Source organism: Antarctobacter aquimaris (assembly GCF_900184945.1).
Taxonomy (GTDB): Bacteria; Pseudomonadota; Alphaproteobacteria; order Rhodobacterales; family Rhodobacteraceae; genus Maliponia; species Maliponia aquimaris.
Genome location: NZ_FXYF01000003.1, coordinates 348,598 through 371,140 on the forward strand (window position 1 = coordinate 348,598; position 22,543 = coordinate 371,140).

The window sequence follows — 22,543 nt, forward strand, 5'->3', positions numbered from 1 at the left end:
GCTTTGCAAACGCGCTTGCAAGCGCGTTGAGAAAGGCTTTTCGAAAAGCCTTTCCGGCTCAGACCGCGACGGGGCGCACCTCGGTCACTTCGGGGATGTAGTGGCGCAGCAGGTTCTCGATGCCCATCTTCAGCGTCAGCGTGGACGACGGGCAGCCGGCGCAGGCGCCCTGCATGTGCAGGTAGACCACGCCACGGTCAAAGCCGTGGAAGGTGATGTCGCCGCCGTCCTGCGCCACGGCGGGGCGCACCCGGCTGTCCAGCAGTTCCTTGATCTGGCCGACGATCTCGGAGTCCGCGCCATCATGCGCGGCATGGCCCCCGGTCTGCACCGCCCCATCCGCCATCACGGGCTGACCGGACTGGAAATGCTCCATGATCGCGCCCAGGATTGCAGGCTTCAGGTGGTCCCAGTCGGCGCTGTCGCCCTTGGTGACGGTGACGAAGTCGTTGCCGAAGAACACGCCGGTGACGCCCTCGACCGCAAACAGCCGCTGGGCCAGCGGCGAACCGCCCGCGGCATCGGCATTCGGGAAATCCGCGGTGCCCATGTCCAGCACGGTCTGGCCGGGCAGGAACTTCAGCGTCGCGGGGTTGGGCGTGGATTCTGTCTGAATGAACATCTTGGATCACCCTTTTCTGGCGTACCCCTCTATATGCGCGCCGGGGGGCGGGGCGTCAAGGATTGGAACGATTCTAAACTCGGGTCAGTGCGGCGTGGCGGGGGGCAGGAACGCGTCGATGCGGGCCAGGATGTCCTGCTGGACCTCATCACGTGGCCGCAGGCCGCGATCCGAACAGATGTTGTCGTCTCCGGCAAGGCCGATCACGGCAACACCCAGCCAGCTGCATCGCGGCAGGGCGCTGAAATGCGCCGCCCCGGGCACCGCGACATGGCGCGCCTGCGGCATCCGCGCGGCGATGCCGTCGGCGCGCATCGCCTCGGGGATGGTGTCGGGCTCACCCAGGTTGACGACCTGCACGGGCAGGGCCATGGCGGCGAGGCTGTCTTCGGTGGCGGCCTGCGGCAGCGCCGGGTCGATGGCGATGACCCGGGTGACGCGGGGATCGGACAGGTCGGCCTCGTACCGGGTGGCGTCGATGGTCGTGAAATCGACGCCGCTCGCCTGCATCCAGCCGCAATCCACCTTGCCGGCATTCCGGTCGCAATAGGCGATGAACGCCGCCTTGGACACGCGCAGGCCGCCCGCGGCCAGCGCCGTGTGCCCGCCCAGCGAAAAGCCCGCCGCAGTGACGCCACCCGCGACCGCGAACCCCGGCAGCCCGCCCGAATCGATCCAGTCGAGCAGGGCGGTCAGGTCTGCGGTGCGTTCCCACACCATCACCGTCCGGGCGGGCAGGCTGTCGCGCGACGTGGTCCCGGGATGGTTGGCCGCGATCACCAGGTAGCCGCGATTGGCGAGGTGCGCCGCCAGCCAACCCAGCTGCACCGCGTTGCCGCCCGATCCGTGCGACAGCACCACGACCGGCGCCTGGCCGGGCAAAGGGGCGTCCGGACGCACGTGATGGCCGTAGAACAGGGCGTTCTGGCCGATCAACTGAGGCGTGCCCTGCGTCGCGGGATACCAGACGTGCACGGACAGCGGCACGTCGCGGTGTGCGACCTCCAGCTGTGCCTGCCGATAGCCGGGAACCGTGGCCGGCGGATCGAAGGGCCGGGTGGCGGCGGCAAGGGCCAGGCCAAAGGCGGTCGCCGCAAGACCGGCCAGCACCGCGAGGGCAAGGAGAAGACGTTTCATGGCGCGAAAAACCTGACGCAGTTTTGCGTCACGCGTTTCACATCTAGGTGATGGCTTCAAGCCGCTCCTTGGACATGTCGCCGGGCACGATGGTCAGCGGGATCGGCAGCGATCCGGCCGAGCGCGACATCTGGCTGACCAGCGGTCCGGGCCCCTTCTTGTCCGGGGCGGCGCCCAGCACCAGGATGCCGATGTCCGGGTCGTCGCGCACCTGGGCGAGGATCTCGGTCACCGCGTCGCCCTCGCGGATGACCAGTTCCGGGTCGACGCCCTGCTTGTCGCGCATCCACTTGGCGAAGACCTCGAAATGCGCGTGGATGCGTTCGCGGGCCTCTTCGCGCATGATGTCGCCGACGCCGATCCAGTGGTTGAACTCGTCCGGCGGAATGACCGAGAGGATGGCGACACCGCCGCCCGTCTTGGCGGCGCGCATGGCGGCAAAGCGCATGGCGTTCAGGCATTCGCGGCTGTCATCGAGCACGACAAGGAACTTGCGCATGGGGGTCTTTCTCCTGACCGAATATCATGGCGAAGCGTCCCGCGGCTGTCCAGCCTTGTCACGGCCGCGCGGGTGGCGCAACGTGGCGGTCAGGACCGGGCAAACCAGGCACGAGATCGCTGGATGCGGAAGGCGAGGGGCGTCCGCCGCGCGCCAGCAGGCGGCGCTTGGCTCAGTGACCGCTCAGCGCCCAGTCCCAGTACATCTTGCGCACGCGCTTGGTCACATGCCCCACCTGGTAGCTGGTGTCCTCGAAGCCGGTCACCGGGGTGACCTTGTTCATGTTGCCGGACATGAAGACCTCGTCCGCGCTGTTGAAATCCTCGAAGCTCAGCACCGTCTCGATGACCTCCATGCCGTCGGCGCGCATGTTGGCGATGTGGCGGGCGCGGGTGATGCCGGCCAGGAAGGTGCCGTTGGGGATCGGAGTGAACACGACGCCGTCGCGCACCATGAAGATGTTGGCGGTGGCGGTTTCGGCCACGTTGCCCATGGCGTCGGCCACCAGCGCGTTGGAAAAGCCGCGCTTGCGCACCTCGGTCAGCATCCGGGCGTTGTTGGGGTAGAGGCAGCCGGCCTTGGCGTTGACCACCGCGTCCTCCAGCACCGGGCGGCGGAACCGGGTGCGGCCCAGCGTGGCGGTCGCGGTTTCCGGGGCCATGGGGATCTCTTCGAGGCAGAGCGCAAAGCCGGTGGTCTCGGCCTGCGGGACGATGGCGGTCACGTCGCCGTCGATGCCCCAGTACATCGGCCGGATGTAGACGGCGGTGCCGGGGGCGTAGGCCTTCAGCCCTTCGCGCACCAGGTCGACCATGTCCTCGGCCGTGACGGTCGGCGTCACCATCAGCGCCTCGGCCGAACGGTTGACCCGGGCGCAGTGTGCTTCGAGGTCGGGCGCCACGCCCTGCACGTACCGCGCACCGTCAAAGACCGACGACCCCAGCCAGGCGCCATGGTCGGCGGCGCGCATGATCATCACGTCGCCGTCGTGCCAGCTGCCGTTGAAAAAGGTACGGATGTTCTTGCCGGTCGCCATCTCTCTGCTTCCTCCCGAGTGCCCGCGCGCAGGCTAGGCGGCAGGGCGGGCGAGGTCCAGAGGGATATGGCCCCCGGGCGCGGCCGTGATCCAAAGGCGACTACGGTCGCCTTTGGTCGCGCAGGGCCCCGGCGGAGGCCGCCCAGGGCATGGTGAGGTGCAACCGCCGCGCTTCGGAAACCTCCGGGCCGCAAAAATGCCGCTGAAGGTCGGGATTGAAACGCGCCTGCCGCGCGGGACATGATTAAACCGAGGCAGATAACGGGAGGCACGCATGTCCGACACGATCCGATTCACGCTGGATGGCCAGGAGGTCGAGGCGGAGAAGGGGATGACGATCTGGGAGGTCGCCAACGGGCGCGGCCTGAAGATCCCGCATCTGTGCCACAAGCCTGCGCCGGGCTACCGCCCCGACGGCAACTGCCGCGCCTGCATGGTCGAGATCGAGGGCGAGCGCACGCTGGCCGCCTCCTGCATCCGCGAACCCAGCGACGGGATGGTGGTCAAGACCGCCACCGCCCGTGCCCAGACCGCGCGCAAGCTGGTGATGGAACTGCTGCTGGCCGACCAGCCCGAACGCAACGCGGCGCACGACAAGTCCTCCCACCTGTGGGACATGGCCGAGGCCACCGGCGTTTCGGAATCGCGCTTTCCGACGCTTGAGGCCGAGCGGATCCCGCTGCTGGACGACAGCCACATCGCGATGAAGGTCAACTTGGATGCCTGCATCCAGTGCGGGCTGTGCGTGCGCGCCTGCCGCGAGGTGCAGGTCAACGACGTCATCGGCATGGCCGGGCGCGGGCATGACGCCTACCCGGTCTTCGACCTCGCCGACCCGATGGGCGCGTCGACCTGCGTGGCCTGCGGCGAATGCGTCCAGGCCTGCCCCACCGGCGCGCTGATGCCCGCCACCGTGGTGGACGAGAACCAGGTCGGCGACCGCGCCGATTTCGACAAGGCGGTGCAGTCGGTCTGCCCGTTCTGCGGCGTCGGCTGCCAGGTCTCGATCAAGATCAAGGATGGCAAGGTCAAATATGTCGAGGGCGTGAACGGCCCCGCGAACGAAGGGCGGCTCTGCGTCAAGGGCCGCTTTGGCTATGACTACATCCACCACCCCCACCGCCTGACCAAGCCGCTGATCCGCCGCAAGGACGCGCCGGAAAAGGGTCTGAACGTCGATCCGAACAACCCGCTGACCCATTTCCGCGAGGCGACCTGGGCCGAGGCGATGGACGCCGCGGCGCACGGGCTGGCGGACCTGCGGTCCTACTACGGCGGCGCTTCGGTCGCGGGCTTCGGCAGCGCCAAGTGCACCAACGAAGAGGCCTACCTGTTCCAGAAGTTCATCCGCCAGGGTTTTGGCCACAACAACGTGGACCACTGCACGCGGCTGTGCCACGCCTCCTCGGTGGCGGCGCTGATGGAGAACGTCGGGAGCGGCGCGGTGACCGCGACCTTCAACGAGATCGAGAACGCCGACGTGGCGATCGTGATCGGCGCCAACCCGACCGAAAACCACCCCGTCGCCGCGACCTTCTTCAAGCAGTTCACCAAGCGCGGCGGCCAGTTGATCATCATGGACCCGCGCGGCACTGCGATGAAGCGGCACGCAGCGCACATGCTGCAATTCCGCCCGGGCACCGACGTGGCCCTGCTGAACGCGATCATGAACGTGATCGTCGAGGAAAAGCTGTACGACCGGCAATACATCGAGGGCTTTACCGAAGGTTTCTTCGAGTTCCGCGACCATATCCGCGCCTTCACCCCCGAGCGCATGTCCGAGCTCTGTGGCATAGATGCCGAGACCATCCGCACCGTGGCGCGCACCTATGCGCGGGCCGAGCGGGCGATGATCTTCTGGGGCATGGGCATCAGCCAGCACATCCACGGCACCGACAATTCGCGCTGCCTGATCAGCCTCGCGCTGCTCTGCGGCCATGTCGGGCGGCCGGGCACCGGCCTGCACCCGTTGCGCGGGCAGAACAACGTTCAGGGGGCGTCCGACGCCGGTCTGATCCCGCAGGTGCTGCCGGATTACCAGTCGGTGACCGACCCGGAGGTGCGCGCGCTGTTCAAGCACATCTGGCGCGGCACCGAGATCCAGGCCACGCCCGGCCTGACCGTGGTCGAGATCATGGACCGCGTGTACCGCGGCGAGATCAAGGGCATGTACATCCTGGGCGAGAACCCGGCGATGTCCGACCCGGACGTCGAACACGCCCGCAAGGCGCTGGCGCAATTGGATCACCTGGTGGTGCAGGACATCTTCCTGACCGAGACGGCGAACTATGCCGACGTGATCCTGCCCGCTTCGGCCCTGCCCGAGAAAACCGGCACGGTGACCAACACCAACCGGCAGGTGCAGATGGCGCGCAAGGCGATCGAGCCGCCGGGCGAGGCACGCGAGGACTGGGAGATCATCGTCGACCTGGCCCGGCGCATCGGGCTGGACTGGGATTACGACGACCCGCGCGAGATCTTCGACGAGATGAAGATGTCGATGCGCTCGCTGCACCACATCACCTGGAAACGGCTGGCGACCGAACATGCCGTGACCTATCCCTGCAACGGGCCCGACGATCCGGGACAGGCGGTGGTCTTTGGCGACGGCTTTCCGCGCCGCGCGGGGCGGGCCAAGTTCACCCCTGCGCGGGTGACGCCGCCGGCCGAGGTCCCGGACGAGCGTTTCCCGATGATCCTGACCACGGGGCGGCAGCTGGAGCACTGGCACACCGGGTCGATGACGCGGCGGGCGACGGTGCTGGACGCGGTGGAACCGGAGGCCAACTGCTCGCTGCACCCCGCGACTCTGCGCAAGCTGGGGGTGGAGCCAGGGGGCCTCGTGCGGCTGACGACGCGGCGCGGCTCGATCCAGGTGATGGCGCGGGCGGACCGGGCGGTGGCCGAGGACATGGTGTTTCTGCCATTCGCCTATGTCGAGGCGGCGGCCAACATCCTGACCAACCCGGCGCTGGACCCCTTTGGCAAGATCCCCGAGTTCAAGTATTCCGCGGTGCGGGTCGAGAAGGTGGACGCAGGGCAGGTGGCGGCGGAGTGATCTAGATGTGCGCGCCTTGCGGCGCGCGCAGGCTGTCTCGGCGCCGGCCTGCGGCCTCTGCCTCGGGCCGCCTGTGCGGATCAGGTCGCCCTGCGCCGGCGCGGGGGATATGTGGCAAGGCCTGGGCGAGGGGCCAGCCCCTCGCGCGCCGCGGGATATATGAGACCGAAGATGGAGGGGGCGATGCTTCCTGTCGATGGAGCGCGGTTCTTGTCGGACCTGCATACCCTGCGCGGCTTTGGCGCATCGGGCGTCGGCAAGGGCGTGGTGCGCCCGGCCTATTCCGACGCGGATATCGCGGCGCGCGACTGGCTGGCCGGGCGGATGCGCGCGGCAGGGCTTGAGCCGGTGTTCGATCCGATGGGCTCGCTCTTCGGCCTTGCCGAGGGGCGTTCGCTGCTGGTGGGGTCGCATTCCGACAGCCAGCCCGAGGGCGGCTGGCTGGACGGGGCGCTGGGCGTGATCGCGGGGCTTGAGATCGCCCGGGCGGCGCGCGAGGCCGGCGGGCCGCCGGTGTCCTGCGTGTCCTTCCAGGACGAGGAGGGGCGCTTTGGCGTGACCACGGGCAGCGCGGCCTGGTCCGGGGCGCTGCCGCGCGCGCAGGTCGACGGGCTGACCGATCCGGCGGGCGTGACCCTGGCGCAGGCGCGCGGGGCGATGGGGGACAGGCTGGGCGATTGGGTTGATCCGGCGCGCTTTGCCGGCTTCCTGGAGATGCACATCGAGCAGGGGCCGGTGCTGGACGGCACGGGCGAGGCGGTCGGCGTGGTCGAGGCCATCGTCGGCATCCGCGACATGGTGATCACCTACGAGGGCCAGCAGAACCACGCCGGGACGACGCCGATGGCGCTGCGCAAGGACGCCTTCCAGGGGCTCTCGGCCTTCAACACCCTGCTGAACGACCGGCTGCGCAATATCGTGACCCCGGCAACGGTCTGGACCATCGGCCATGTCAGCCTGCACCCCAACGCGCATTCCATCGTGCCGGGGCGGGTGTCGTTCTCCATGCAATGGCGCGACGGCGAGGTCGACCGGCTGGACCGCATGGAGGCGGTGATCCGCGAGACCGCGCAGGAGGTCGCCGCCGCGCGCGGCATGACGGTGGGCTTTGGGCCGATGCTGGGGATCGCGCCCGTGGCGATGGACGCGGGCCTGCGCGCCGCGCTGCGGGAGGCGGCCGAGGCGGAAGCGCCGGGCAACTGGCGCGAGATGCCCTCGGGCGCGCTGCACGACGCGTCGAACATGGCGCGGCTGATGCCGTCGGCCATGCTGTTCGTCCCGTCCATCGGCGGGATCAGCCACGACTTTGCGGAGGACATGGCCGAGGCGGATCTTGTGACCGGGCTGAAGGTGCTGGCAGGCGCGGTGGCGCGTCTGGCGGGCTGAGGGCCTGCGGCGAACACGGTTTCGCGAGGATCCATCGTGGGCTAGGCTGGCGCAAAGGAGTGACCGCCATGGACCCTGTCTCGATCGCCTTCTACGCCTCTGTCTGTGGTCTGCTCGGGCTGGCCGGGCCGAAACTGGGGGCCGCGCCGATCCGGCTGGGGATCGGGGCGGTGGTTGGCGTGCTGGCCGTCTCCGTGCTGCCCTGGGTGCAGCAGATGCTGGGCACGGCCGGCTATACCTTTTCCGGGCCCTAGGCGGGGCGCGCCTGCATCGGGCGGCGTGGATCAGGCGCCCGGTGTCAAATGTCGCATCCAAGACGCATGTTTCAATCCTATCTCTGTCGCAAGACTGACAGAGGTTGGAAAATGAAAGAGAGACAGGACTTTACCCAAATGGACACCGCGCCTCAGCGTGACGTGGCGCTGGACGTTCATCACGCGCCGACCGATGTGCATGACCGCATCGCGCTGCGCATCGTCAAGATCATGCGGGTCTTTGCCGACCGTTTTTTCGCCAAGCGCTATGGCCATCGCGCCGTGGTGCTGGAAACCGTTGCGGCGGTGCCCGGCATGGTGGGCGGGCTGTTGCAGCACCTCCGCGCGGTGCGGCACATCCGCGACGACCAGGGCTGGATCCGCGAGCTGCTGGACGAGGCCGAAAACGAGCGCATGCACCTGATGACCTTCATCCACATCGCCCAGCCGACGCGGCTGGAGCGGGGGCTGATCATGGTGGCGCAGGCGGTCTTCTACAACGTGTTCTTCTTCACCTACCTGCTGGCGCCGCGTACCGCGCACCGGATCGTCGGCTATCTCGAGGAAGAGGCGGTGATCAGCTACACCCAGTACCTGGCCGAAATCGACGCCGGGCGGATCGAGAACGTGCCTGCGCCGAAGATCGCGCTGGATTACTGGAACCTGCCACGGTATGCGCGGCTGCGCGACGTGGTGATCCAGGTGCGCGCCGACGAGGCGCATCACCGCGACACCAACCACGGCTTTGCCGACCTGATCCGGGACGGGCAGCACCTTTAGGCAGGGCCATCCTCCGGCTTGACGCTGGCGGTGCCGCCAGGCACCGTCCGCGCCGGAGGACCCCCGCTTGGCCAACGCCGTCTTCATCCAGAACCCGGACTCGATCTACCGCGACCGCCCCGGAGAGGCCTACAACTTTCCGGCGCAGTACCTTGGCATGGTCGAGGAGACGCTGGGCGACTGGGTGGTGTTCTACGAAGGCAAAAAGGGCCGGTTCGGCTATGTCGCGGTGCAACGGGTCGCGGCCATCACCGGGGACCCGGAGCGGGACGGATGGTACTTTGCCCACCTGGACCGGGCGTCGCTGTTGCAGTTCGAAAGCCTTGTGGCGCGCGTCGATACCGCCGGGCGGGTCTACGAGGAACGGCTGGGCGGGCCGGACGGGAGGCCGTTTTCCGGCGGGCTGAACACCTCGGCGGTGCGGCGGCTGACCCCGCAGGAATTTGCCCGGATCGTGAATGCTGGGCTCACCGAGATTGTGGATGAAGATGCGCTGCCCCGACAGGTGAAGCCGCAGTTCGACGACGAGCAAGTGCCGTTCCACCCGGCGCCGCTGGCGCGGGATCGAGTCCGGCTGCTGACGGAACGGCCCTATCGTGATGCGGCGTTCCAGAGGATGGTCAAGCGCGCCTATGGTGGCCGCTGTGCGATTTCGGGCCTGTCGCTGCGCAATGGCGGCGGCCGGGCCGAGGTGCAGGCGGCGCACATCCGGCCGGTCAGGGACAAGGGGCCGGACATCGTGCAGAACGGCCTGGCGCTGTCGGGGACGCTGCACTGGATGTTCGACCGGGGGCTGATCTCGGTAGCGGAGGACATGTCGATCCTCGTGTCACACAACAAGGTGCCCGGCGAAGTGGTGGGGCGGCTGATTCATCCACGCCAGCGCCTGCTACTGCCAAGAGACCGGCGCGACCAGCCGCATCCCGATTACCTGCGCTATCACCGCGAAAACGTGTTTGGCCGTGGGCCGCCGATGACCGGCTGACGCGCGCCGGGCGCCGGGGTGAACCCCGCCCTGCGCCCTCAGCTCCAGCGCACGTCGCCGAGAAAGATGTAGCCCGCGCCGTAGATCGTCTTGATCAGGCGCGGGTTCTTCGGGTCCTCGCGCAGCTTTGTCCGCAGCCGCGAGATGCGTACATCCATCGCCCGGTCAAAGCTCTCTCCCGCCGCCCCGCCCAGGGTTTCCTGCATGTGGGCGCGCGAAATCAGCCGCTTGGGGCTTTCGAGGAACAGCCGCAGCACCTCGCCCTCGGCGTGGCTGAAGGGGGTTTCCTGCCCGGTCTCGTCCTCCAGCGCGTAGCGGTCGAAATGCGCGGTCCAGCCGTTGAACCGCGCGGTGTCCGAGGGCGCGGCGCGTTTCGGGCCGCGCAGGCGGGCGCGGATGCGGGCGACGACCTCGGCGGGATCGAACGGTTTGATGATGTAGTCGTCGGCGCCCAGTTCCAGCCCGGTCACCCGGTCCTGCACCTGCGCGCGCCCCGAGATGATGATCACCGTCGCGCCCTGTTCCAGCGCCAGCCGGTGCACCAGCGACAGCCCGTCGCGGTCCGGCAAGCCGAGGTCGACCAGGCAGACATCCGGCGTGGCACGGCGCAGCGCGGCCTCGAATTCGGTGGCGCGGCCGAACGACAGGGTGCGAAACCCGGCCTCGGTCAGCGCTTCGGACAGCATCTCGCGGATGGCCGGTTCGTCGTCGAGAATGGTGACGAGGGGGCTGGTCATGGCGCGGGGGTAGCCGAATTGCTGTCCGCGGGAAAGGGGCCTATGGCGAGGAACCCGGCGAGGTCCTCGGCGCTGAACGGCTTGGGCAGGACGGGGGCCAGCGCCTGCGCCTCGCGGTGCAGCGGGTGGTCGGCGGGCAGCGAGGTCATGAAGCGCAACGGCGCCCCCGGCAGGCGGCGGGCCAGCGCCAGGCCGGGCGTGTCGCCCTCCAGCGAGATGTCCGACAGCACCAGCGCGATGTCCGGCAGGCCCTCGGCCAGGCTGACTGCCTCGTCGACCGAGGCGGCCTCGACCACCGCGTAGCCAAGATCGGTCAGCATGCCGCGAATGGTCTCGCGCAGGTCGGGGCTGTCCTCGGCCAGCAGGGCAAGGCCGGTGGCGACGGGCGCCCCGGCGCGGCGCAACGGCAGGCGCAGCGAGACGCGCGCGCCGTGGCCGGTGTTGGCCAGCCGGACCGACCCGCCGGCCAGCTTGGTCATGTCGTAGACCATGGCCAGCCCCAGGCCCGACCCTTCGCCGCCCTTGGTGGTGAAGAACGGCGCCAGCCCGTGTTCCAGCGCGGCGGGCGAAAAGCCGGGGCCGCTGTCCTCGACCGCGATCTGTAGCCAGGTGTCCTGGATTTCCTGCGCGGTGACGCTGATGCGGCCCTGCGCGCCGCAGGCATCGCGGGCGTTCAGGATCAGGTTCAGCAGCGCGTCCTGCAACAGGCCTGGATCAGCGAGGACGGTGCCCTGCGTCGCGACGGCGATCTCCAGCGCGATGCCCTCGGGCAGCGAGGGCGTGGCCAGCGTGCGCAATTCGTCGAGAAACGGCGCCAGCGCCAGCGGCACCGGCTGCCAGCCGCGCTGGCTGGTCATGTCGGCGATGCGGTCCAGCAGCCGGCCGCCGCGCCGCGCCGCCGAGAGCGTGGCGGCGATCAACGGCTCGGCCTCGGGTCCCAGGCCCATGCGCGCCAGTTTCGACTGCATCCCCAGGATGATGGTCAGCAGGTTCGAAAAGTCATGTGCCAGCCCCGAGGTCAGCTGCGCTGCGATCTCGCGCCGCCGGGTCTGTTGCAGCGCCGCGCGCACCTGGGTTTCCTCGGTCACGTCCATCGACAGGATGTAGACGCCGGGCTCCAGCGGGTCCGGGGTGAACACACCGCGAATGCGACGCGACGACATCTCGTCGGTGAATTCAAAGGTCGACTGGCGGCCCTGCTGGGCGGTCTCGAGGAAGGGGCGCACCTTGGCGTAGGCTTGCGGCCCCAGCGTCTGCGAGATGTGCAGCCCGAGGATCGAGGCCGGCCGCCCCGGCATCACGTCGCCCAGCCGGTTGTTGGAAAAGGTGTAGTGCCCGCCGGCATCGACGCGGGCGATGTGGGCGGGCATCATCTCGGTCGTGGTGCGGGTGCGGGCCTCCATCTCGGCCAGCTCGCGGCGCGCCTCTTCCAGCGCCTTGTTGGTGGCGGCAAGACGGCGGTTGGTGCGGGCCAGTTCCTCGGACCGTTTCAGCACCTCTTCGGACAGCAGTTCCGAGCGGGTGCGCAACAGCTGCTCCTGCGCGCGGGTCTGGGTGATGTCGGTGTAGACCGTGACCCAGCCGCCCCGCGGCAGCGGCGCGCCCTCGACGCTGATTGTGCGGCCGTTGGCGCGGGTGCGCTCCATGTAGTGCGGCTCGAAGGCGCGGGCGGTCTGCACCCGGTCGCGGATAAAGGTCTCGGGATCGTCCACCGGGCCATACTCGCCGCGTTCGACAAGGTGGCGGATGGTGTCCTCGAACCGCGCGCCGGGGGTGGTGAGATTGGCCGGCAGGTCGAACATCTGGGCAAAGGGCGCGTTGCAGACGGCCAGGCGCAGGTCGCTGTCGTAGATCGTCAGCGCCTGCTGGATCAGGTTCAGCCCGGCCTGGGTCAGGGCAAGGGGTGTCATCGACTGGCATTTTGCATGTGGGCGCCTCCTTGGGCGGGGACGGTAGCGCACTCCGTGTCGTCTGGGAAAGCCCGCCGCCGCACAGGTGCCGGCCCGGGCGCGCGCCCCGGGCGATCCCTTCGGCGCGCGTGGGCCTTGCGTCCAGCGCGACGAAGGGTGGCCGGTGATCCTTCCCGTGGAAGAAAACCCATGTCCGCCTGGCACCGGGCGCAGGGATTTGCCTTGTTAGAATTCGTAACAATTCGGAAAAGCTCAGGAAAAAGTTGACCCGGAGCCTGCCGCTTGTCCAAATGGGGTCAGAATCGCGCGACAAGCGGTCGGCCCGCCATGACGGGCGCAAGGGATGTCGGGGGACCGGCACGGGGAGGACGACACTTGGCACATATGGCTGAGGGCGCGGAGGGTCTGCGCTCGATCCCGGCACTTCTGCACCGCAACGCCACAAAGTTCGGCGATGCGCCCGCCTACCGTGAAAAGGAACTGGGGATCTGGCAGAGCTGGACCTGGGCGGAAACCGAACAGGAGATCGAGGCGCTGGCGCTGGGCCTGCTGAACCTCGGCGTGAACAACGGCGATTTCATCGCCATCATCGGCCGCAACCGGCCCAGCCTCTACTGGTCGATGGTCGCGGCGCAGAGCGTCGGCGCCGTGCCGGTGCCGCTGTACCAGGACGCGGTGGCCGAAGAGATGGAATACGTGCTGAGCCACTGCGGCGCGCGTTTCGCCATCGTCGCCGACCAGGAGCAGGCCGACAAGGTGATCGAGGTGCAGGACCGCCTGCACCAGTTCGAACACCTGATCTATGTCGATCCGCGCGGCCTGCGGAAATACGACCACAGCCAGATGCACCAATACAGCCACGTTCAGGACCAGGGTCGCGCCGCGCGCGAGGAATTCCTGCCCGAGCTGAAGCGGCGGCGCGAGGCGCTGGGCTATGACGACACCTGCGTGATGCTTTACACCTCGGGCACCACGGGCAAGCCCAAGGGCGTGGTGCTGTCGAACCGCAACATCATCGAAAGCGCCAAAGCCTCGTCGCAGTTCGACGACCTGCGGCGCTCGGATTCGGTACTGGCCTACCTGCCGATGGCCTGGGTGGGCGATTTCATCTTTTCGATCGGCCAGGCCTACTGGACCGGGTTCTGCGTGAACTGCCCCGAAGCACCCGCCACGATGTACGAAAACCTGCACGAGATCGGGCCGACCTATTTCTTTGCACCGCCGCGCTATTTCGAGGAGCGCATCACCGCGCTGCTGATCCGGATGGAGGACGCGGGCAAGCTGAAGAAGCGCATGTTCGACCACTTCATGGCCCATGCCCGCCGGGTCGGGCCCAGGATCCTGGACGGCAAGCCGGTCGGGCTGATGGACCGGCTGAAATACGCACTGGGGCAGGTGCTGGTCTACGGGCCGGTGCGCAACCGCGCCGGCATGAGCCGGGTGCGCGTGGCCTATACCGCCGGCGAGGCGATCGGGCCGGAGATCTTCGACTTCTGGCGCTCGCTGGGGATCAACCTCAAGCAGCTGTATGGCCAGACCGAGGCCTCGGTCTTCATCACCGTGCAGCCGGACGGCGAGGTGCGCTCGGACACCGTGGGGGTGCCCGCGCCGGGTGTCGAGATCCGCATCGCCGAGAGCGGCGAGGTCTTCTACCGCTCGCCCGGGACCTTTGTGGAGTATTACAAGAACCCCGAAAGCACCGCCTCGACCAAGGATGCCGAGGGCTGGGTGGCGACCGGGGATGCCGGCTTTATCGAGCCGGAGACCGGGCATCTGCGGATCATCGACCGGGCCAAGGACGTGGCCAAGATGTCGAATGGCGCGCTGTTCGCGCCCAAGTACGTCGAGAACAAGCTGAAGTTCTATCCCAACATCCTGGAGGCGGTGGTCTTTGGCGCCGGGCGCGACCGCTGCTGCGCCTTCATCAACATCGACCTGACGGCGGTGGGCAACTGGGCCGAGCGCAACAATATCGCCTATGCCTCCTATCAGGAGCTGGCCGGGCACCCCAGGGTGCTGGACATGGTGCAAAAGCACGTCGAGGAGGTGAACGAAAGCGTGGCGCAGGATTCGATGCTGTCGGCCTGCCAAGTCCACAGGTTCCTCATTCTTCACAAGGAGTTGGACGCCGACGACGGCGAGCTGACGCGGACCCGCAAGGTGCGACGCAAGATCATCGGCGAAAAGTTCGCCGACCTGGTGGAGGCGCTCTACGACGGGTCGGACAGCATCTACACCGAAACGGAAGTGACCTACGAGGACGGCCGCAAGGGCAAGATCAAGGCGACGCTGGAGATCCGCGACGCCAAGGTGGTCCCGGTGGCGCCCAAGGCGATGGCGGCGGAATGATGGTCGGACGCTCCCGCTGCGCGGATCGCCCCGCCCACCATCCCTTGGGCGTTGCGCTATTTTTCGTGGTACGTTTGTTGTACCAAGGTCTTCCACCAGAGTGGGGCAGACACCGGGTCAATACCGTTGAGAACGCACACAGCTTCAAATGCCGTAGAGCTTTTCTCACCTCGTCGAAGCGACTCACTAATAGCCCCGTGAACGAAAAGCGAAAGCTGTGTGTGTTCCATGCTCGAATCATCCTTTGGTGGTCGAGCCTCCCAAGTAGAAGCCGTCAAGTTGCCTGTGCGGCAAAAGGTGTTTGCGTGCGCTTTTGTGGTCGCCAACGGGGCCTCTACGTTGGACCGTCTTGGCTTCTTCAGAGGGCGAAAGCATGAAAGACACCGAGGGATACGTCACCGCGGACGGCCGCCAGATCGGCGGCGTGCTGATGGAGATGAAGAACATTACCCTTAAGTTCGGAGGGGTTACGGCGATCAACGACATCTCCTTTGACATCCGTGAGGGGGAGATCCGGGCGATCATCGGGCCGAACGGGGCGGGCAAGTCCTCGATGCTGAACATCATCTCGGGGTTCTACACGCCGACCGTGGGCGAGGTCTGGTACAAGGGGGCCAAGCGTCCGCCGATGAAGCCCTACGAGGTGGCGCGGATGGGCGTGGCGCGGACCTTCCAGAACATCGCGCTGTTCGAGGGGATGACCGTGCTGGACAACGTGATGACCGGCCGGCTGACGCACATGCATGCCAGCATCGCGGCGCAGGCGATCTGGTGGGGCAAGGCCCGCAACGAGGAGATGGCGAACCGCGAGGTCGTCGAGAAAGTCATTGATTTCCTTGAGATTCAAGCGATCCGCAAGACCCCGGTGGGCCGTCTGCCCTACGGTCTGAAAAAGCGGGTGGAGCTGGCGCGGGCGCTGGCGGCGGAGCCGTCGATCCTGCTGCTGGACGAGCCGATGGCCGGCATGAACGTCGAGGAAAAAGAGGACATGAGCCGCTTTATCCTGGACGTGAACGACGAGTTCGGCACCACGATCGCGCTGATCGAGCACGACATGGGCGTGGTCATGGACCTGTCCGACCGGGTGGTGGTGATGGACTACGGCAAGAAGATCGGGGACGGCACACCGGACGAGGTGCGCCGCAACCAGGACGTGATCGACGCCTACCTGGGGGTGCCGCACTGATGCGGGGCCTCTTGTACAAAAGGTACGTTTTGACCTGTGTTTTGGGTCAAAACGTACAACTCGGGATTTCGGCAGGGGAGTGCTGATTTGGACTTTCTGAACAACATCTTCATCAAGCCCTTCGTCGACATGATCGAGGCGCCGGATTTCCTGTTGCAGGTGCTGTGGGAGGGGCTGGTTTCGGGCATCCTCTATGCGTTGATCGCGCTGGGCTTCGTGCTGATCTTCCGCTCCAGCCGGATCTTCAACTTTGCCCAGGGCATCATGGTGGTGTTTGCCGCGCTGACGCTGGTGGGGCTGCATTCCTTCGGCATCCCCGCGTGGATCGCGGTGCTGCTGACGCTGGGCGTGATGTTCGTGCTGGCGGTTAGCATCGAGCGGGTGGTGCTGCGGCCGCTGGTCGGGCAGCCGGACATCATCCTGTTCATGGCGACCATCGGCATCACGCTGTTCCTGATCGGCGGCGGCGAGATCATCTTTGGCGGCGAGAACAAGGTGATGATCACCTCGGAACTGGGCATTCCCACCGGCGACACGGTGCTGGAGCCCTGGGGCGGGCTGCTGATCCTGACGCATCTGGACATCACCGTGGTGGTGGTGGCGGGTCTGCTGGTGGCGGCGCTGCTGGCGTTCCTGAACTACACCCAGATGGGCCGGGCGATCCGCGCGCTGGGCGACGATCACCAGGCGGCGCTGTCGGTGGGCATCTCGTTGCAGACGATCTGGGTGCTGGTCTGGTTCATCGCCGGGATCATCGCGCTGGTCACGGGCATCGCCTGGGGCGCGCGGGCCGGGGTCAGCTTTGCGCTGGAGGTGATCGCCTACAAGGCGCTGCCGGTGCTGATGCTGGGCGGGCTGGAAAGCATCACCGGGGCGATCATCGGCGGGCTGATGATCGGCATCCTGGAAAAGCTGTTCGAGATCTACTGGGGTCAGCCCCTGCTGGGCGGCAACACCGAGACCTGGTTTGCCTTTGTGCTGGCGCTGATCGTGCTGCTGTTCCGGCCGCAGGGCCTGTTCGGAGAGCGCATCATCGAGAGGGTGTAGCGCGGCCCGGGTCTGCCCGGGCCGGTCGCGGAAAGGGTAGGGCGGGGTTTGCCCCGCCACGCCGAGTGAACGAGACCGGGGCGGCGGGGAGACCCCCGCCCTGCGGAAGTCGGCGAAACGAGGACTGGAACCGATGTCGAAACTGATCGCAATCCTGAACGTGGTGGCCTGGTCCGGCTTTTGGGCTTTCGGCTACCTGGCGTTGACCGCCAACCCGGACGCAGGCGGCCGCATGGTCGTCGCACTGCTGCTGGCGGCGGCGGGGGCGGCGGTGGGGCTGTGGGCCTATTTCTGGCTGGTCCGGCACGCCGAGGCCACGGGGTATGCGAAACCGACGCGCAGCCGCGCGCGCCACGATGCGGACGAGGGACTGGATGCCTGAGAAACCGAAACAGCAGGACCGGTCGCCGCGCGGCCGGTCGAAACCGATCGAAGACGCGGCCGACCTGGCCCGCGGCGCCAACGGGCTGGGCGACGCGGACGACTGGGCGGCGCAGGCGGAACCGGCCGTTCACATGATGCGCGCCGGCGTCGCCGGGGCCATGGCGATGAGCCTGGGCGCCGCGGCCTTCACGCTGGAGAGCATGGCGCGGATGATGAGCCTGGGCGGCGCACAGCGCCCCGAGGCAGACACCGGCGACGACATCGAGGGCATCGGGGGACCGGCCGCGCCGGTCCGGCGCACCCGGACGCCACCGAAGGACAAGAAGTAGGACAACACAGATGCTTTATCGCACCGCGGGACAGTTCAAGACCAGCTACGAGGCGGACCAGGCGCTGTTCCCGGTCCGGCAGGACGCCGTTCTGCTGGGGATCATCCTGGTCTTTGTCTGGGTGGTCTTTCCGCTCACGGCGTCGGAATTCGTCTTTCAGACGCTGCTGATCCCGATCCTGATCTATTCGCTGGCCGCGCTGGGGCTGAACATCCTGACCGGCTATGCCGGGCAGCTGAGCCTGGGCACGGCGGCCTTCATGGGCGTGGGCGCCTATGCCTGCTACAAGATGATCACGATCATGCCCTGGATGAACCCGATCGTGGCGATCCTGCTGTCGGGCGTGTTCAGCGCGGGCGTGGGGGTGGCGTTCGGTATCCCGTCATTGCGGATCAAGGGATTCTACCTGGCCATCGCGACGCTGGCGGCGCAGTTCTTCCTGGTCTGGCTGTTCGAGAAATGGGCCTGGCTGTACAACTACAATGCCTCGGGCGCGATCCAGGTGCCGAACCTGGAGATCCTGGGGCATTACGTGTCCGGGCCGCAGGCCTCCAGCCTGACGCAGTATTTCGTGGTGCTGGGGGTGGTGACGCTGATCACCATGCTCTGCATCAACCTGACGCGCGGCAACCTGGGCCGGACCTGGAAGGCGACGCGCGACATGGACATCGCCGCCGAGCTGATCGGCATCAACCTGATGTGGTCCAAGCTGACGGCCTTTGCCATCTCGTCCTACATCGTGGGGGTGGCGGGGGCGCTGTTCGTCTTCATGTGGCGCGGGGCGGCAGAGCCGAACCTGTTCGACATCCCGCTGTCGTTCCGCATCCTGTTCATCGCCATCATCGGCGGGCTGGGGTCGATCCTGGGCAACTACCTGGGCGCGATCCTGATCGTCGGGCTGCCGGTGGTGCTGAACCTGCTGCCGAATGCGCTGGGCCTGCCGATCTCGTCCTCGATGGTCGAGCATCTGAACATCATGATCGTGGGCAGCCTGATCATCTTCTTCCTGATCGTCGAGCCGCACGGGCTGGCGCAGCTGTGGCGGCTGATGCGGGAGAAGCTGATCCTCTGGCCGTTCCCGTATTGACGGCCCGTATTGACGGAAGGTGCGTGCCAGCACGCACCCTGCGGCGGCCCGGGAAGACCAAGACACAAGACAAGACACCGATTTGAGCCAATCCAAGGGAGGAAAGACATGAAACACTTCACCAAACTGGCGCTGGCCGGGGCACTTGCGGCGCTGACCGCAGGCGCGTCGATGGCGCAGGAACTCTATGCCCCGAACCTCGCGTATCGGACCGGGCCCTTTGCCGCGACCGGCATCCCGCTGATGAACGGCCAGGCCGACTACATGACCATGCTGAACAAGCGGGACGGCGGCATCGGCGGCGTGATGATCAACGCCGAGGAATGCGAGACCGGCTATTCCACCGAGAAGGGCGTGGAGTGCTACGAAAAGACCAAGGGCAAGGCGATCGTGACCCAGCCGTGGTCGACCGGCATCACCCTTCAGGTGCTGCCCAAGACCAACGTCGACATGATCCCGATCCTGGCGCCGGGCTACGGCTTCAGCCCGATGATGGACGGCAAGACCTTCCAGTGGTCGTTCAACACGCCCGCGGGTTACTGGGATGCCGCCGACATGATCATCCAGTACCTGGAAAGCCAGGGGTCGCTGGACGGCAAGAAGATCGCCTTTCTGCACCTCGACCACCCGTTCGGCAAGGAGCCGATCCCGGTGCTGGAACAGCTGGCGGCCGAAAAGGGCTTTTCCATGGTGCCGATCCCGGTCGGCCTGAAGGAGATGCAGAACCAGTCGGCGCAGTGGTTGCAGATCCGCCGCGAGCGTCCGGACTACGTGGTGATGTGGGGCTGGGGCGCGATGAACGCCGGCGCCATCACCGAGGCGGTCAAGACCAAGTTCCCGATGGAGAACTTCCTGGGCGTGTGGTGGTCGGGGCATGATGCCGACCTGGCGCTGGTGGGCGCGGACGGCAAGGGCTACAAGTCGATCAGCTGGTCCTTCCCGAACCCGGATGCACCGGTGATGCAGGACATCAGGACCCATGTCATCGACGCCGGCCTGAGCAAGACCGACGCGACCGAGTCCTCGGGCGTGTTCTACTCGCGCGGCATCGTGATCTCGGCGATCCTGTCCGAGGCCGTCCGCGTGGCACAGGCTCAGTACGGCACGGCGGAGATCAACGCCGAGCAGCTGCGCTGGGGCCTCGAGAACCTCGACATGACCGCCGAGCGCATCGACGAGCTGGGCCTGACCGGCATGCTGCCGCCGTTCAAGACCTCCTGCGCCAACCACACCGGTCACTCCGGCGGCTGGATGCTGGAATGGGACGGCGAAAAGTTCGTCAAGGTCTCCGACCTGCTGACCGCAAACGTCGACAGCTACCGCGCGCTGGCGGCCGAGAAGGCGAAGGAATACGCCGACGCCAACGCGCCCTGGCCGGTGAACGAAGCCTGCGACGCGACCAACTGAGCGCGTCCTTCCCGGCGGCGCGCGGGCGTCGCCGGGGTCTTTCGAGTATTTGGACCAAGAAGAAGCCCGGGGCGGTAGAGACGCCCGGCGGATGGGGAAGACGGCGATGCTGGATGCAGGACGGACCGACGACGCGCTGCTGGAGGTCAACAACATCGAGGTGATCTACAACCACGTGATCCTCGTGCTGAAAGGCGTCAGCCTGAGTGTGAAAAAGGGCGGGATCACCGCCCTCTTGGGCGGCAACGGCGCAGGCAAGACCACCACGCTGAAGGCGATCTCGAACCTGCTGCACAGCGAGCGCGGCGAGGTGACCAAGGGCACCATCCATTACAAGGGCGAGCGGGTGCAGGACCTGGACCCGGCGGCGCTGGTCAAGCGCGGGGTGATCCAGGTGATGGAGGGGCGGCATTGTTTCGGCCACCTGACGGTGGAGGAAAACCTGCTGACCGGCGCCTATACCCGGCGCGACGGCAAGGCCGCCGTGCTGGCGGACCTGGAGATGGTCTATGGCTATTTCCCCCGCCTCAGGGAGCGGCGCAAGTCGCAGGCGGGCTATACCTCGGGCGGCGAGCAGCAGATGACGGCGATCGGCCGCGCGCTGATGAGCCGGCCCGAGACTGTGCTGCTGGACGAGCCCAGCATGGGGCTGGCGCCGCAGCTGGTGGAGCAGATCTTCGAGATCGTGAAATCGGTCAACGAGAACGAGGGCGTGTCGTTCCTGCTGGCCGAGCAGAACACCAACGTGGCGCTGAAATACGCCCATTCCGGTTACATCCTGGAGAACGGGCGCGTGGTGATGGAGGGGCCCGCGGCCGAGCTGCGCGAGAACCCGGACGTCAAGGAATTCTACCTCGGCATGTCGGACGAGGGTCGCAAGTCGTTCCGCGACGTGCGGTCCTACCGCCGCCGCAAGCGCTGGCTGGCCTGAGCCGGGACCGGAGCGACAGCGACCGGCGCACCCCGTGCCGGCGACACGACAAGGAGTGACGAGATGATCCGTTTTGCCCAAGCCCTGAGCCTGTGCGGCGCCGTCGCGCTGGCGGCGATGCCGGCCGTGGCCTCGGACCTGGTGGTGCGGGAGGTGTTGCAGGAAGAGCCGCTGACCGATGCGCCGGACATGACGGTGCGGATCACCCGCGTCACGCTCAAGCCCGGCGGCGTCATCGAGCGGCACGCCCATGCCGGCGACGAGCACCTGGTGGTGCTGACCGGGGGCAAGCTGCGGATCGGCGACGGGCAGGAGATCACGCTGGCCGAGGGCACGGTGATGTTCCATTCGGCCGGGGACGGGCACGGGCCCTATACCAACCTCGGGACAGCGGACATCGTCGTGCTGACCACCCACGTGGTGCGCGTCTACGAACCGTTCAGCTGGCCCGTGGAGTGATGCCATGACCGCCGGTCCGGAGACCGCCGGCCCGCACCGCGCGCGGGCCGGATCAGACCTGTGCCGTGGCGCGCATCTCTTCGATGCGCTCCAGCGCCTCGGCGCGGGTGTTGCGGATGTTGGGGCGGAAGTCCTGGCTTTCGGCACGCAGGCGGATGTCGGCCTCGGTTTCCGACCCGGGGGCGTAGCGCACCGAGCCCAGCGAATGGGCGACGTTCAGCAGCTTGCCCCGGTGGGCGTACTGCACCCAGGCGGCGGGCAGGATCTGCGTGCCCTCGTAGTTGATGAGAAAGAACCACTTGTCCTCGCCGGTGTCGGCGATGCGCGCTTCGATGTGGTCGTAGAAATCGTTGACGTCGCGCGAGTGGTTGAAGGTGAACCAGGAGAAATCGGCCTCCATGATGTGCGTCTCGGCATCGAAGGAGATGCGGCGCAGAAAGTCGTCCTGGGTGTAGTTGGGGTCATGCTGGACCCGGGTGCGGCGCTTGCTGGGCATCTGGCTGATGCGGATCAGCGCCTCGGCCCGGTTGGTGAAGAGGTTGGGGTCAAACGCCTCGGTCTGTGCGGCGCGCAGGATCTGGGCGGCGGTTTCGGGCGAGGCATCGAAGCGGACCGAGCCCATGGAATGCGACAGGTTCAGCGCGCGGCCGCGCCGGGCGTAGGCGACCCAGGCCGAACTGTCGATGCGCGTGCCGTTGAGGTTGATGAGGAAGAACCACAGTTCCTCGCCGGTTTCGGCGATGCGCTCTTCGAGCCGGTCGTAGAACCGGTTGACGGTGGCCGAATTGTCAAAGGTGAAGTCGGAGAAATCCACCTCCATCACCTGCGTTTCGTCATCGAAACGGATGCGGCTGTCATAACGCTTGGGCACGGGCCATCCTCCTCTTTCCGGGGTGCGGACACCCTGCGCCGGAACGCGTCAGGATACCTTGTTTCAGATCAAATATCGATGGGGAGTGC

At 67.1% G+C, this 22,543-nt stretch carries 21 protein-coding genes; 14 read left to right on the forward strand and 7 right to left on the reverse strand.

The genetic code is table 11. From position 1 onward, the window contains the following. Positions 1-58: 58 nt before the first annotated feature. The 4 genes from MAA8898_RS07320 to MAA8898_RS07335 form a co-directional block, all read right to left on the reverse strand. The gene (locus MAA8898_RS07320) at positions 59-622 is read right to left on the reverse strand and encodes a NifU family protein (protein ID WP_094020331.1); all 564 of its coding nucleotides are present in this window, start codon (positions 620-622) and stop codon (positions 59-61) included. Positions 623-706: 84 nt separating this feature from the next. Beyond that, positions 707-1,759 (reverse strand): alpha/beta hydrolase family protein, encoded by a 1,053-nt coding sequence (locus tag MAA8898_RS07325; protein WP_094020332.1) that lies wholly within the window; start codon positions 1,757-1,759, stop codon positions 707-709. 43 nt (positions 1,760-1,802) lie between these two features. Beyond that, complete coding sequence (locus tag MAA8898_RS07330) at positions 1,803-2,258, reverse strand: universal stress protein (RefSeq protein WP_094020333.1); 456 nt, start codon at positions 2,256-2,258, stop codon at positions 1,803-1,805. A gap of 172 nt (positions 2,259-2,430) precedes the next feature. Further along, the gene (locus MAA8898_RS07335; protein ID WP_094020334.1) at positions 2,431-3,294 is read right to left on the reverse strand and encodes a branched-chain amino acid aminotransferase; all 864 of its coding nucleotides are present in this window, start codon (positions 3,292-3,294) and stop codon (positions 2,431-2,433) included. A gap of 274 nt (positions 3,295-3,568) precedes the next feature. Here MAA8898_RS07335 and fdhF point away from each other — a divergent pair, with 274 nt between their 5' ends. From fdhF to MAA8898_RS07360, 5 genes are all read left to right on the forward strand, one after another. Continuing rightward, a complete protein-coding gene (gene fdhF, locus MAA8898_RS07340) occupies positions 3,569-6,352 on the forward strand; it encodes a formate dehydrogenase subunit alpha (RefSeq protein WP_094020335.1) in 2,784 nt (927 codons plus the stop codon). Positions 6,353-6,535: 183 nt separating this feature from the next. Further along, complete coding sequence (locus MAA8898_RS07345; protein ID WP_094020336.1) at positions 6,536-7,738, forward strand: hydantoinase/carbamoylase family amidase; 1,203 nt, start codon at positions 6,536-6,538, stop codon at positions 7,736-7,738. A gap of 68 nt (positions 7,739-7,806) precedes the next feature. Next, the gene (locus MAA8898_RS07350) at positions 7,807-7,992 is read left to right on the forward strand and encodes a hypothetical protein (RefSeq protein WP_094020337.1); all 186 of its coding nucleotides are present in this window, start codon (positions 7,807-7,809) and stop codon (positions 7,990-7,992) included. A 138-nt stretch (positions 7,993-8,130) separates the two neighbouring features. Then, the gene (locus MAA8898_RS07355; protein ID WP_094020338.1) at positions 8,131-8,772 is read left to right on the forward strand and encodes an alternative oxidase; all 642 of its coding nucleotides are present in this window, start codon (positions 8,131-8,133) and stop codon (positions 8,770-8,772) included. A 67-nt stretch (positions 8,773-8,839) separates the two neighbouring features. Next, complete coding sequence (locus MAA8898_RS07360) at positions 8,840-9,757, forward strand: HNH endonuclease (protein ID WP_094020339.1); 918 nt, start codon at positions 8,840-8,842, stop codon at positions 9,755-9,757. Between the two features lie 38 nt (positions 9,758-9,795). Here MAA8898_RS07360 and MAA8898_RS07365 read toward each other — a convergent pair whose 3' ends face one another. Further along, entirely contained in the window at positions 9,796-10,494 is a 699-nt protein-coding gene (locus tag MAA8898_RS07365; RefSeq protein WP_094020340.1) for a response regulator transcription factor, read from the reverse strand. Further along, a complete protein-coding gene (locus MAA8898_RS07370; RefSeq protein ID WP_094020341.1) occupies positions 10,491-12,404 on the reverse strand; it encodes a PAS-domain containing protein in 1,914 nt (637 codons plus the stop codon). The genes MAA8898_RS07365 and MAA8898_RS07370 overlap by 4 nt, the downstream gene beginning before the upstream one ends. Before the next feature lie 384 nt (positions 12,405-12,788). Here MAA8898_RS07370 and MAA8898_RS07375 point away from each other — a divergent pair, with 384 nt between their 5' ends. The 9 genes from MAA8898_RS07375 (at position 12,789) to MAA8898_RS07415 (ending at position 21,583) form a co-directional block, all read left to right on the forward strand. Further along, a complete protein-coding gene (locus MAA8898_RS07375; protein ID WP_094020342.1) occupies positions 12,789-14,753 on the forward strand; it encodes an AMP-binding protein in 1,965 nt (654 codons plus the stop codon). A 373-nt stretch (positions 14,754-15,126) separates the two neighbouring features. Continuing rightward, the gene (locus MAA8898_RS07380; protein WP_094020343.1) at positions 15,127-15,939 is read left to right on the forward strand and encodes an ABC transporter ATP-binding protein; all 813 of its coding nucleotides are present in this window, start codon (positions 15,127-15,129) and stop codon (positions 15,937-15,939) included. A gap of 129 nt (positions 15,940-16,068) precedes the next feature. Next, the gene (locus MAA8898_RS07385) at positions 16,069-16,986 is read left to right on the forward strand and encodes a branched-chain amino acid ABC transporter permease (RefSeq protein ID WP_094020453.1); all 918 of its coding nucleotides are present in this window, start codon (positions 16,069-16,071) and stop codon (positions 16,984-16,986) included. Positions 16,987-17,119: 133 nt separating this feature from the next. Then, positions 17,120-17,368, forward strand: coding sequence for a hypothetical protein (locus MAA8898_RS07390; protein WP_094020344.1), 249 nt, complete (start codon positions 17,120-17,122; stop codon positions 17,366-17,368). Further along, positions 17,361-17,699 (forward strand): hypothetical protein, encoded by a 339-nt coding sequence (locus MAA8898_RS07395; protein ID WP_094020345.1) that lies wholly within the window; start codon positions 17,361-17,363, stop codon positions 17,697-17,699. Before MAA8898_RS07390 ends, MAA8898_RS07395 begins: the two co-directional genes overlap by 8 nt. A gap of 10 nt (positions 17,700-17,709) precedes the next feature. After that, the gene (locus tag MAA8898_RS07400; protein WP_094020346.1) at positions 17,710-18,786 is read left to right on the forward strand and encodes a branched-chain amino acid ABC transporter permease; all 1,077 of its coding nucleotides are present in this window, start codon (positions 17,710-17,712) and stop codon (positions 18,784-18,786) included. Between the two features lie 108 nt (positions 18,787-18,894). Further along, entirely contained in the window at positions 18,895-20,193 is a 1,299-nt protein-coding gene (locus tag MAA8898_RS07405) for an ABC transporter substrate-binding protein (protein WP_094020347.1), read from the forward strand. Between the two features lie 106 nt (positions 20,194-20,299). Beyond that, entirely contained in the window at positions 20,300-21,124 is an 825-nt protein-coding gene (locus tag MAA8898_RS07410) for an ABC transporter ATP-binding protein (RefSeq protein WP_094020454.1), read from the forward strand. A 63-nt stretch (positions 21,125-21,187) separates the two neighbouring features. Next, positions 21,188-21,583 (forward strand): cupin domain-containing protein, encoded by a 396-nt coding sequence (locus MAA8898_RS07415; protein ID WP_094020348.1) that lies wholly within the window; start codon positions 21,188-21,190, stop codon positions 21,581-21,583. A 52-nt stretch (positions 21,584-21,635) separates the two neighbouring features. Here MAA8898_RS07415 and MAA8898_RS07420 read toward each other — a convergent pair whose 3' ends face one another. Then, positions 21,636-22,454: a hypothetical protein gene (locus tag MAA8898_RS07420; RefSeq protein ID WP_094020349.1), complete on the reverse strand. Its 819-nt coding sequence runs from the start codon at positions 22,452-22,454 to the stop codon at positions 21,636-21,638. Positions 22,455-22,543: the final 89 nt, after the last annotated feature.

What these genes read in the sequence shown, in the direction of transcription:
- MAA8898_RS07320 (WP_094020331.1), bottom strand. Translation starts at nt 622, where the DNA reads ATGTTCATTCAGACAGAATCCACGCCCAACCCCGCGACGCTGAAGTTC.
- MAA8898_RS07325 (WP_094020332.1), bottom strand. Translation starts at nt 1,759, where the DNA reads ATGAAACGTCTTCTCCTTGCCCTCGCGGTGCTGGCCGGTCTTGCGGCG.
- MAA8898_RS07330 (WP_094020333.1), bottom strand. Translation starts at nt 2,258, where the DNA reads ATGCGCAAGTTCCTTGTCGTGCTCGATGACAGCCGCGAATGCCTGAAC.
- MAA8898_RS07335 (WP_094020334.1), bottom strand. Translation starts at nt 3,294, where the DNA reads ATGGCGACCGGCAAGAACATCCGTACCTTTTTCAACGGCAGCTGGCAC.
- fdhF (WP_094020335.1), top strand. Translation starts at nt 3,569, where the DNA reads ATGTCCGACACGATCCGATTCACGCTGGATGGCCAGGAGGTCGAGGCG.
- MAA8898_RS07345 (WP_094020336.1), top strand. Translation starts at nt 6,536, where the DNA reads ATGCTTCCTGTCGATGGAGCGCGGTTCTTGTCGGACCTGCATACCCTG.
- MAA8898_RS07350 (WP_094020337.1), top strand. Translation starts at nt 7,807, where the DNA reads ATGGACCCTGTCTCGATCGCCTTCTACGCCTCTGTCTGTGGTCTGCTC.
- MAA8898_RS07355 (WP_094020338.1), top strand. Translation starts at nt 8,131, where the DNA reads ATGGACACCGCGCCTCAGCGTGACGTGGCGCTGGACGTTCATCACGCG.
- MAA8898_RS07365 (WP_094020340.1), bottom strand. Translation starts at nt 10,494, where the DNA reads ATGACCAGCCCCCTCGTCACCATTCTCGACGACGAACCGGCCATCCGC.
- MAA8898_RS07370 (WP_094020341.1), bottom strand. Translation starts at nt 12,404, where the DNA reads ATGACACCCCTTGCCCTGACCCAGGCCGGGCTGAACCTGATCCAGCAG.
- MAA8898_RS07375 (WP_094020342.1), top strand. Translation starts at nt 12,789, where the DNA reads ATGGCTGAGGGCGCGGAGGGTCTGCGCTCGATCCCGGCACTTCTGCAC.
- MAA8898_RS07380 (WP_094020343.1), top strand. Translation starts at nt 15,127, where the DNA reads ATGAAAGACACCGAGGGATACGTCACCGCGGACGGCCGCCAGATCGGC.
- MAA8898_RS07385 (WP_094020453.1), top strand. Translation starts at nt 16,069, where the DNA reads ATGATCGAGGCGCCGGATTTCCTGTTGCAGGTGCTGTGGGAGGGGCTG.
- MAA8898_RS07390 (WP_094020344.1), top strand. Translation starts at nt 17,120, where the DNA reads ATGTCGAAACTGATCGCAATCCTGAACGTGGTGGCCTGGTCCGGCTTT.
- MAA8898_RS07395 (WP_094020345.1), top strand. Translation starts at nt 17,361, where the DNA reads ATGCCTGAGAAACCGAAACAGCAGGACCGGTCGCCGCGCGGCCGGTCG.
- MAA8898_RS07400 (WP_094020346.1), top strand. Translation starts at nt 17,710, where the DNA reads ATGCTTTATCGCACCGCGGGACAGTTCAAGACCAGCTACGAGGCGGAC.
- MAA8898_RS07405 (WP_094020347.1), top strand. Translation starts at nt 18,895, where the DNA reads ATGAAACACTTCACCAAACTGGCGCTGGCCGGGGCACTTGCGGCGCTG.
- MAA8898_RS07410 (WP_094020454.1), top strand. Translation starts at nt 20,300, where the DNA reads ATGCTGGATGCAGGACGGACCGACGACGCGCTGCTGGAGGTCAACAAC.
- MAA8898_RS07415 (WP_094020348.1), top strand. Translation starts at nt 21,188, where the DNA reads ATGATCCGTTTTGCCCAAGCCCTGAGCCTGTGCGGCGCCGTCGCGCTG.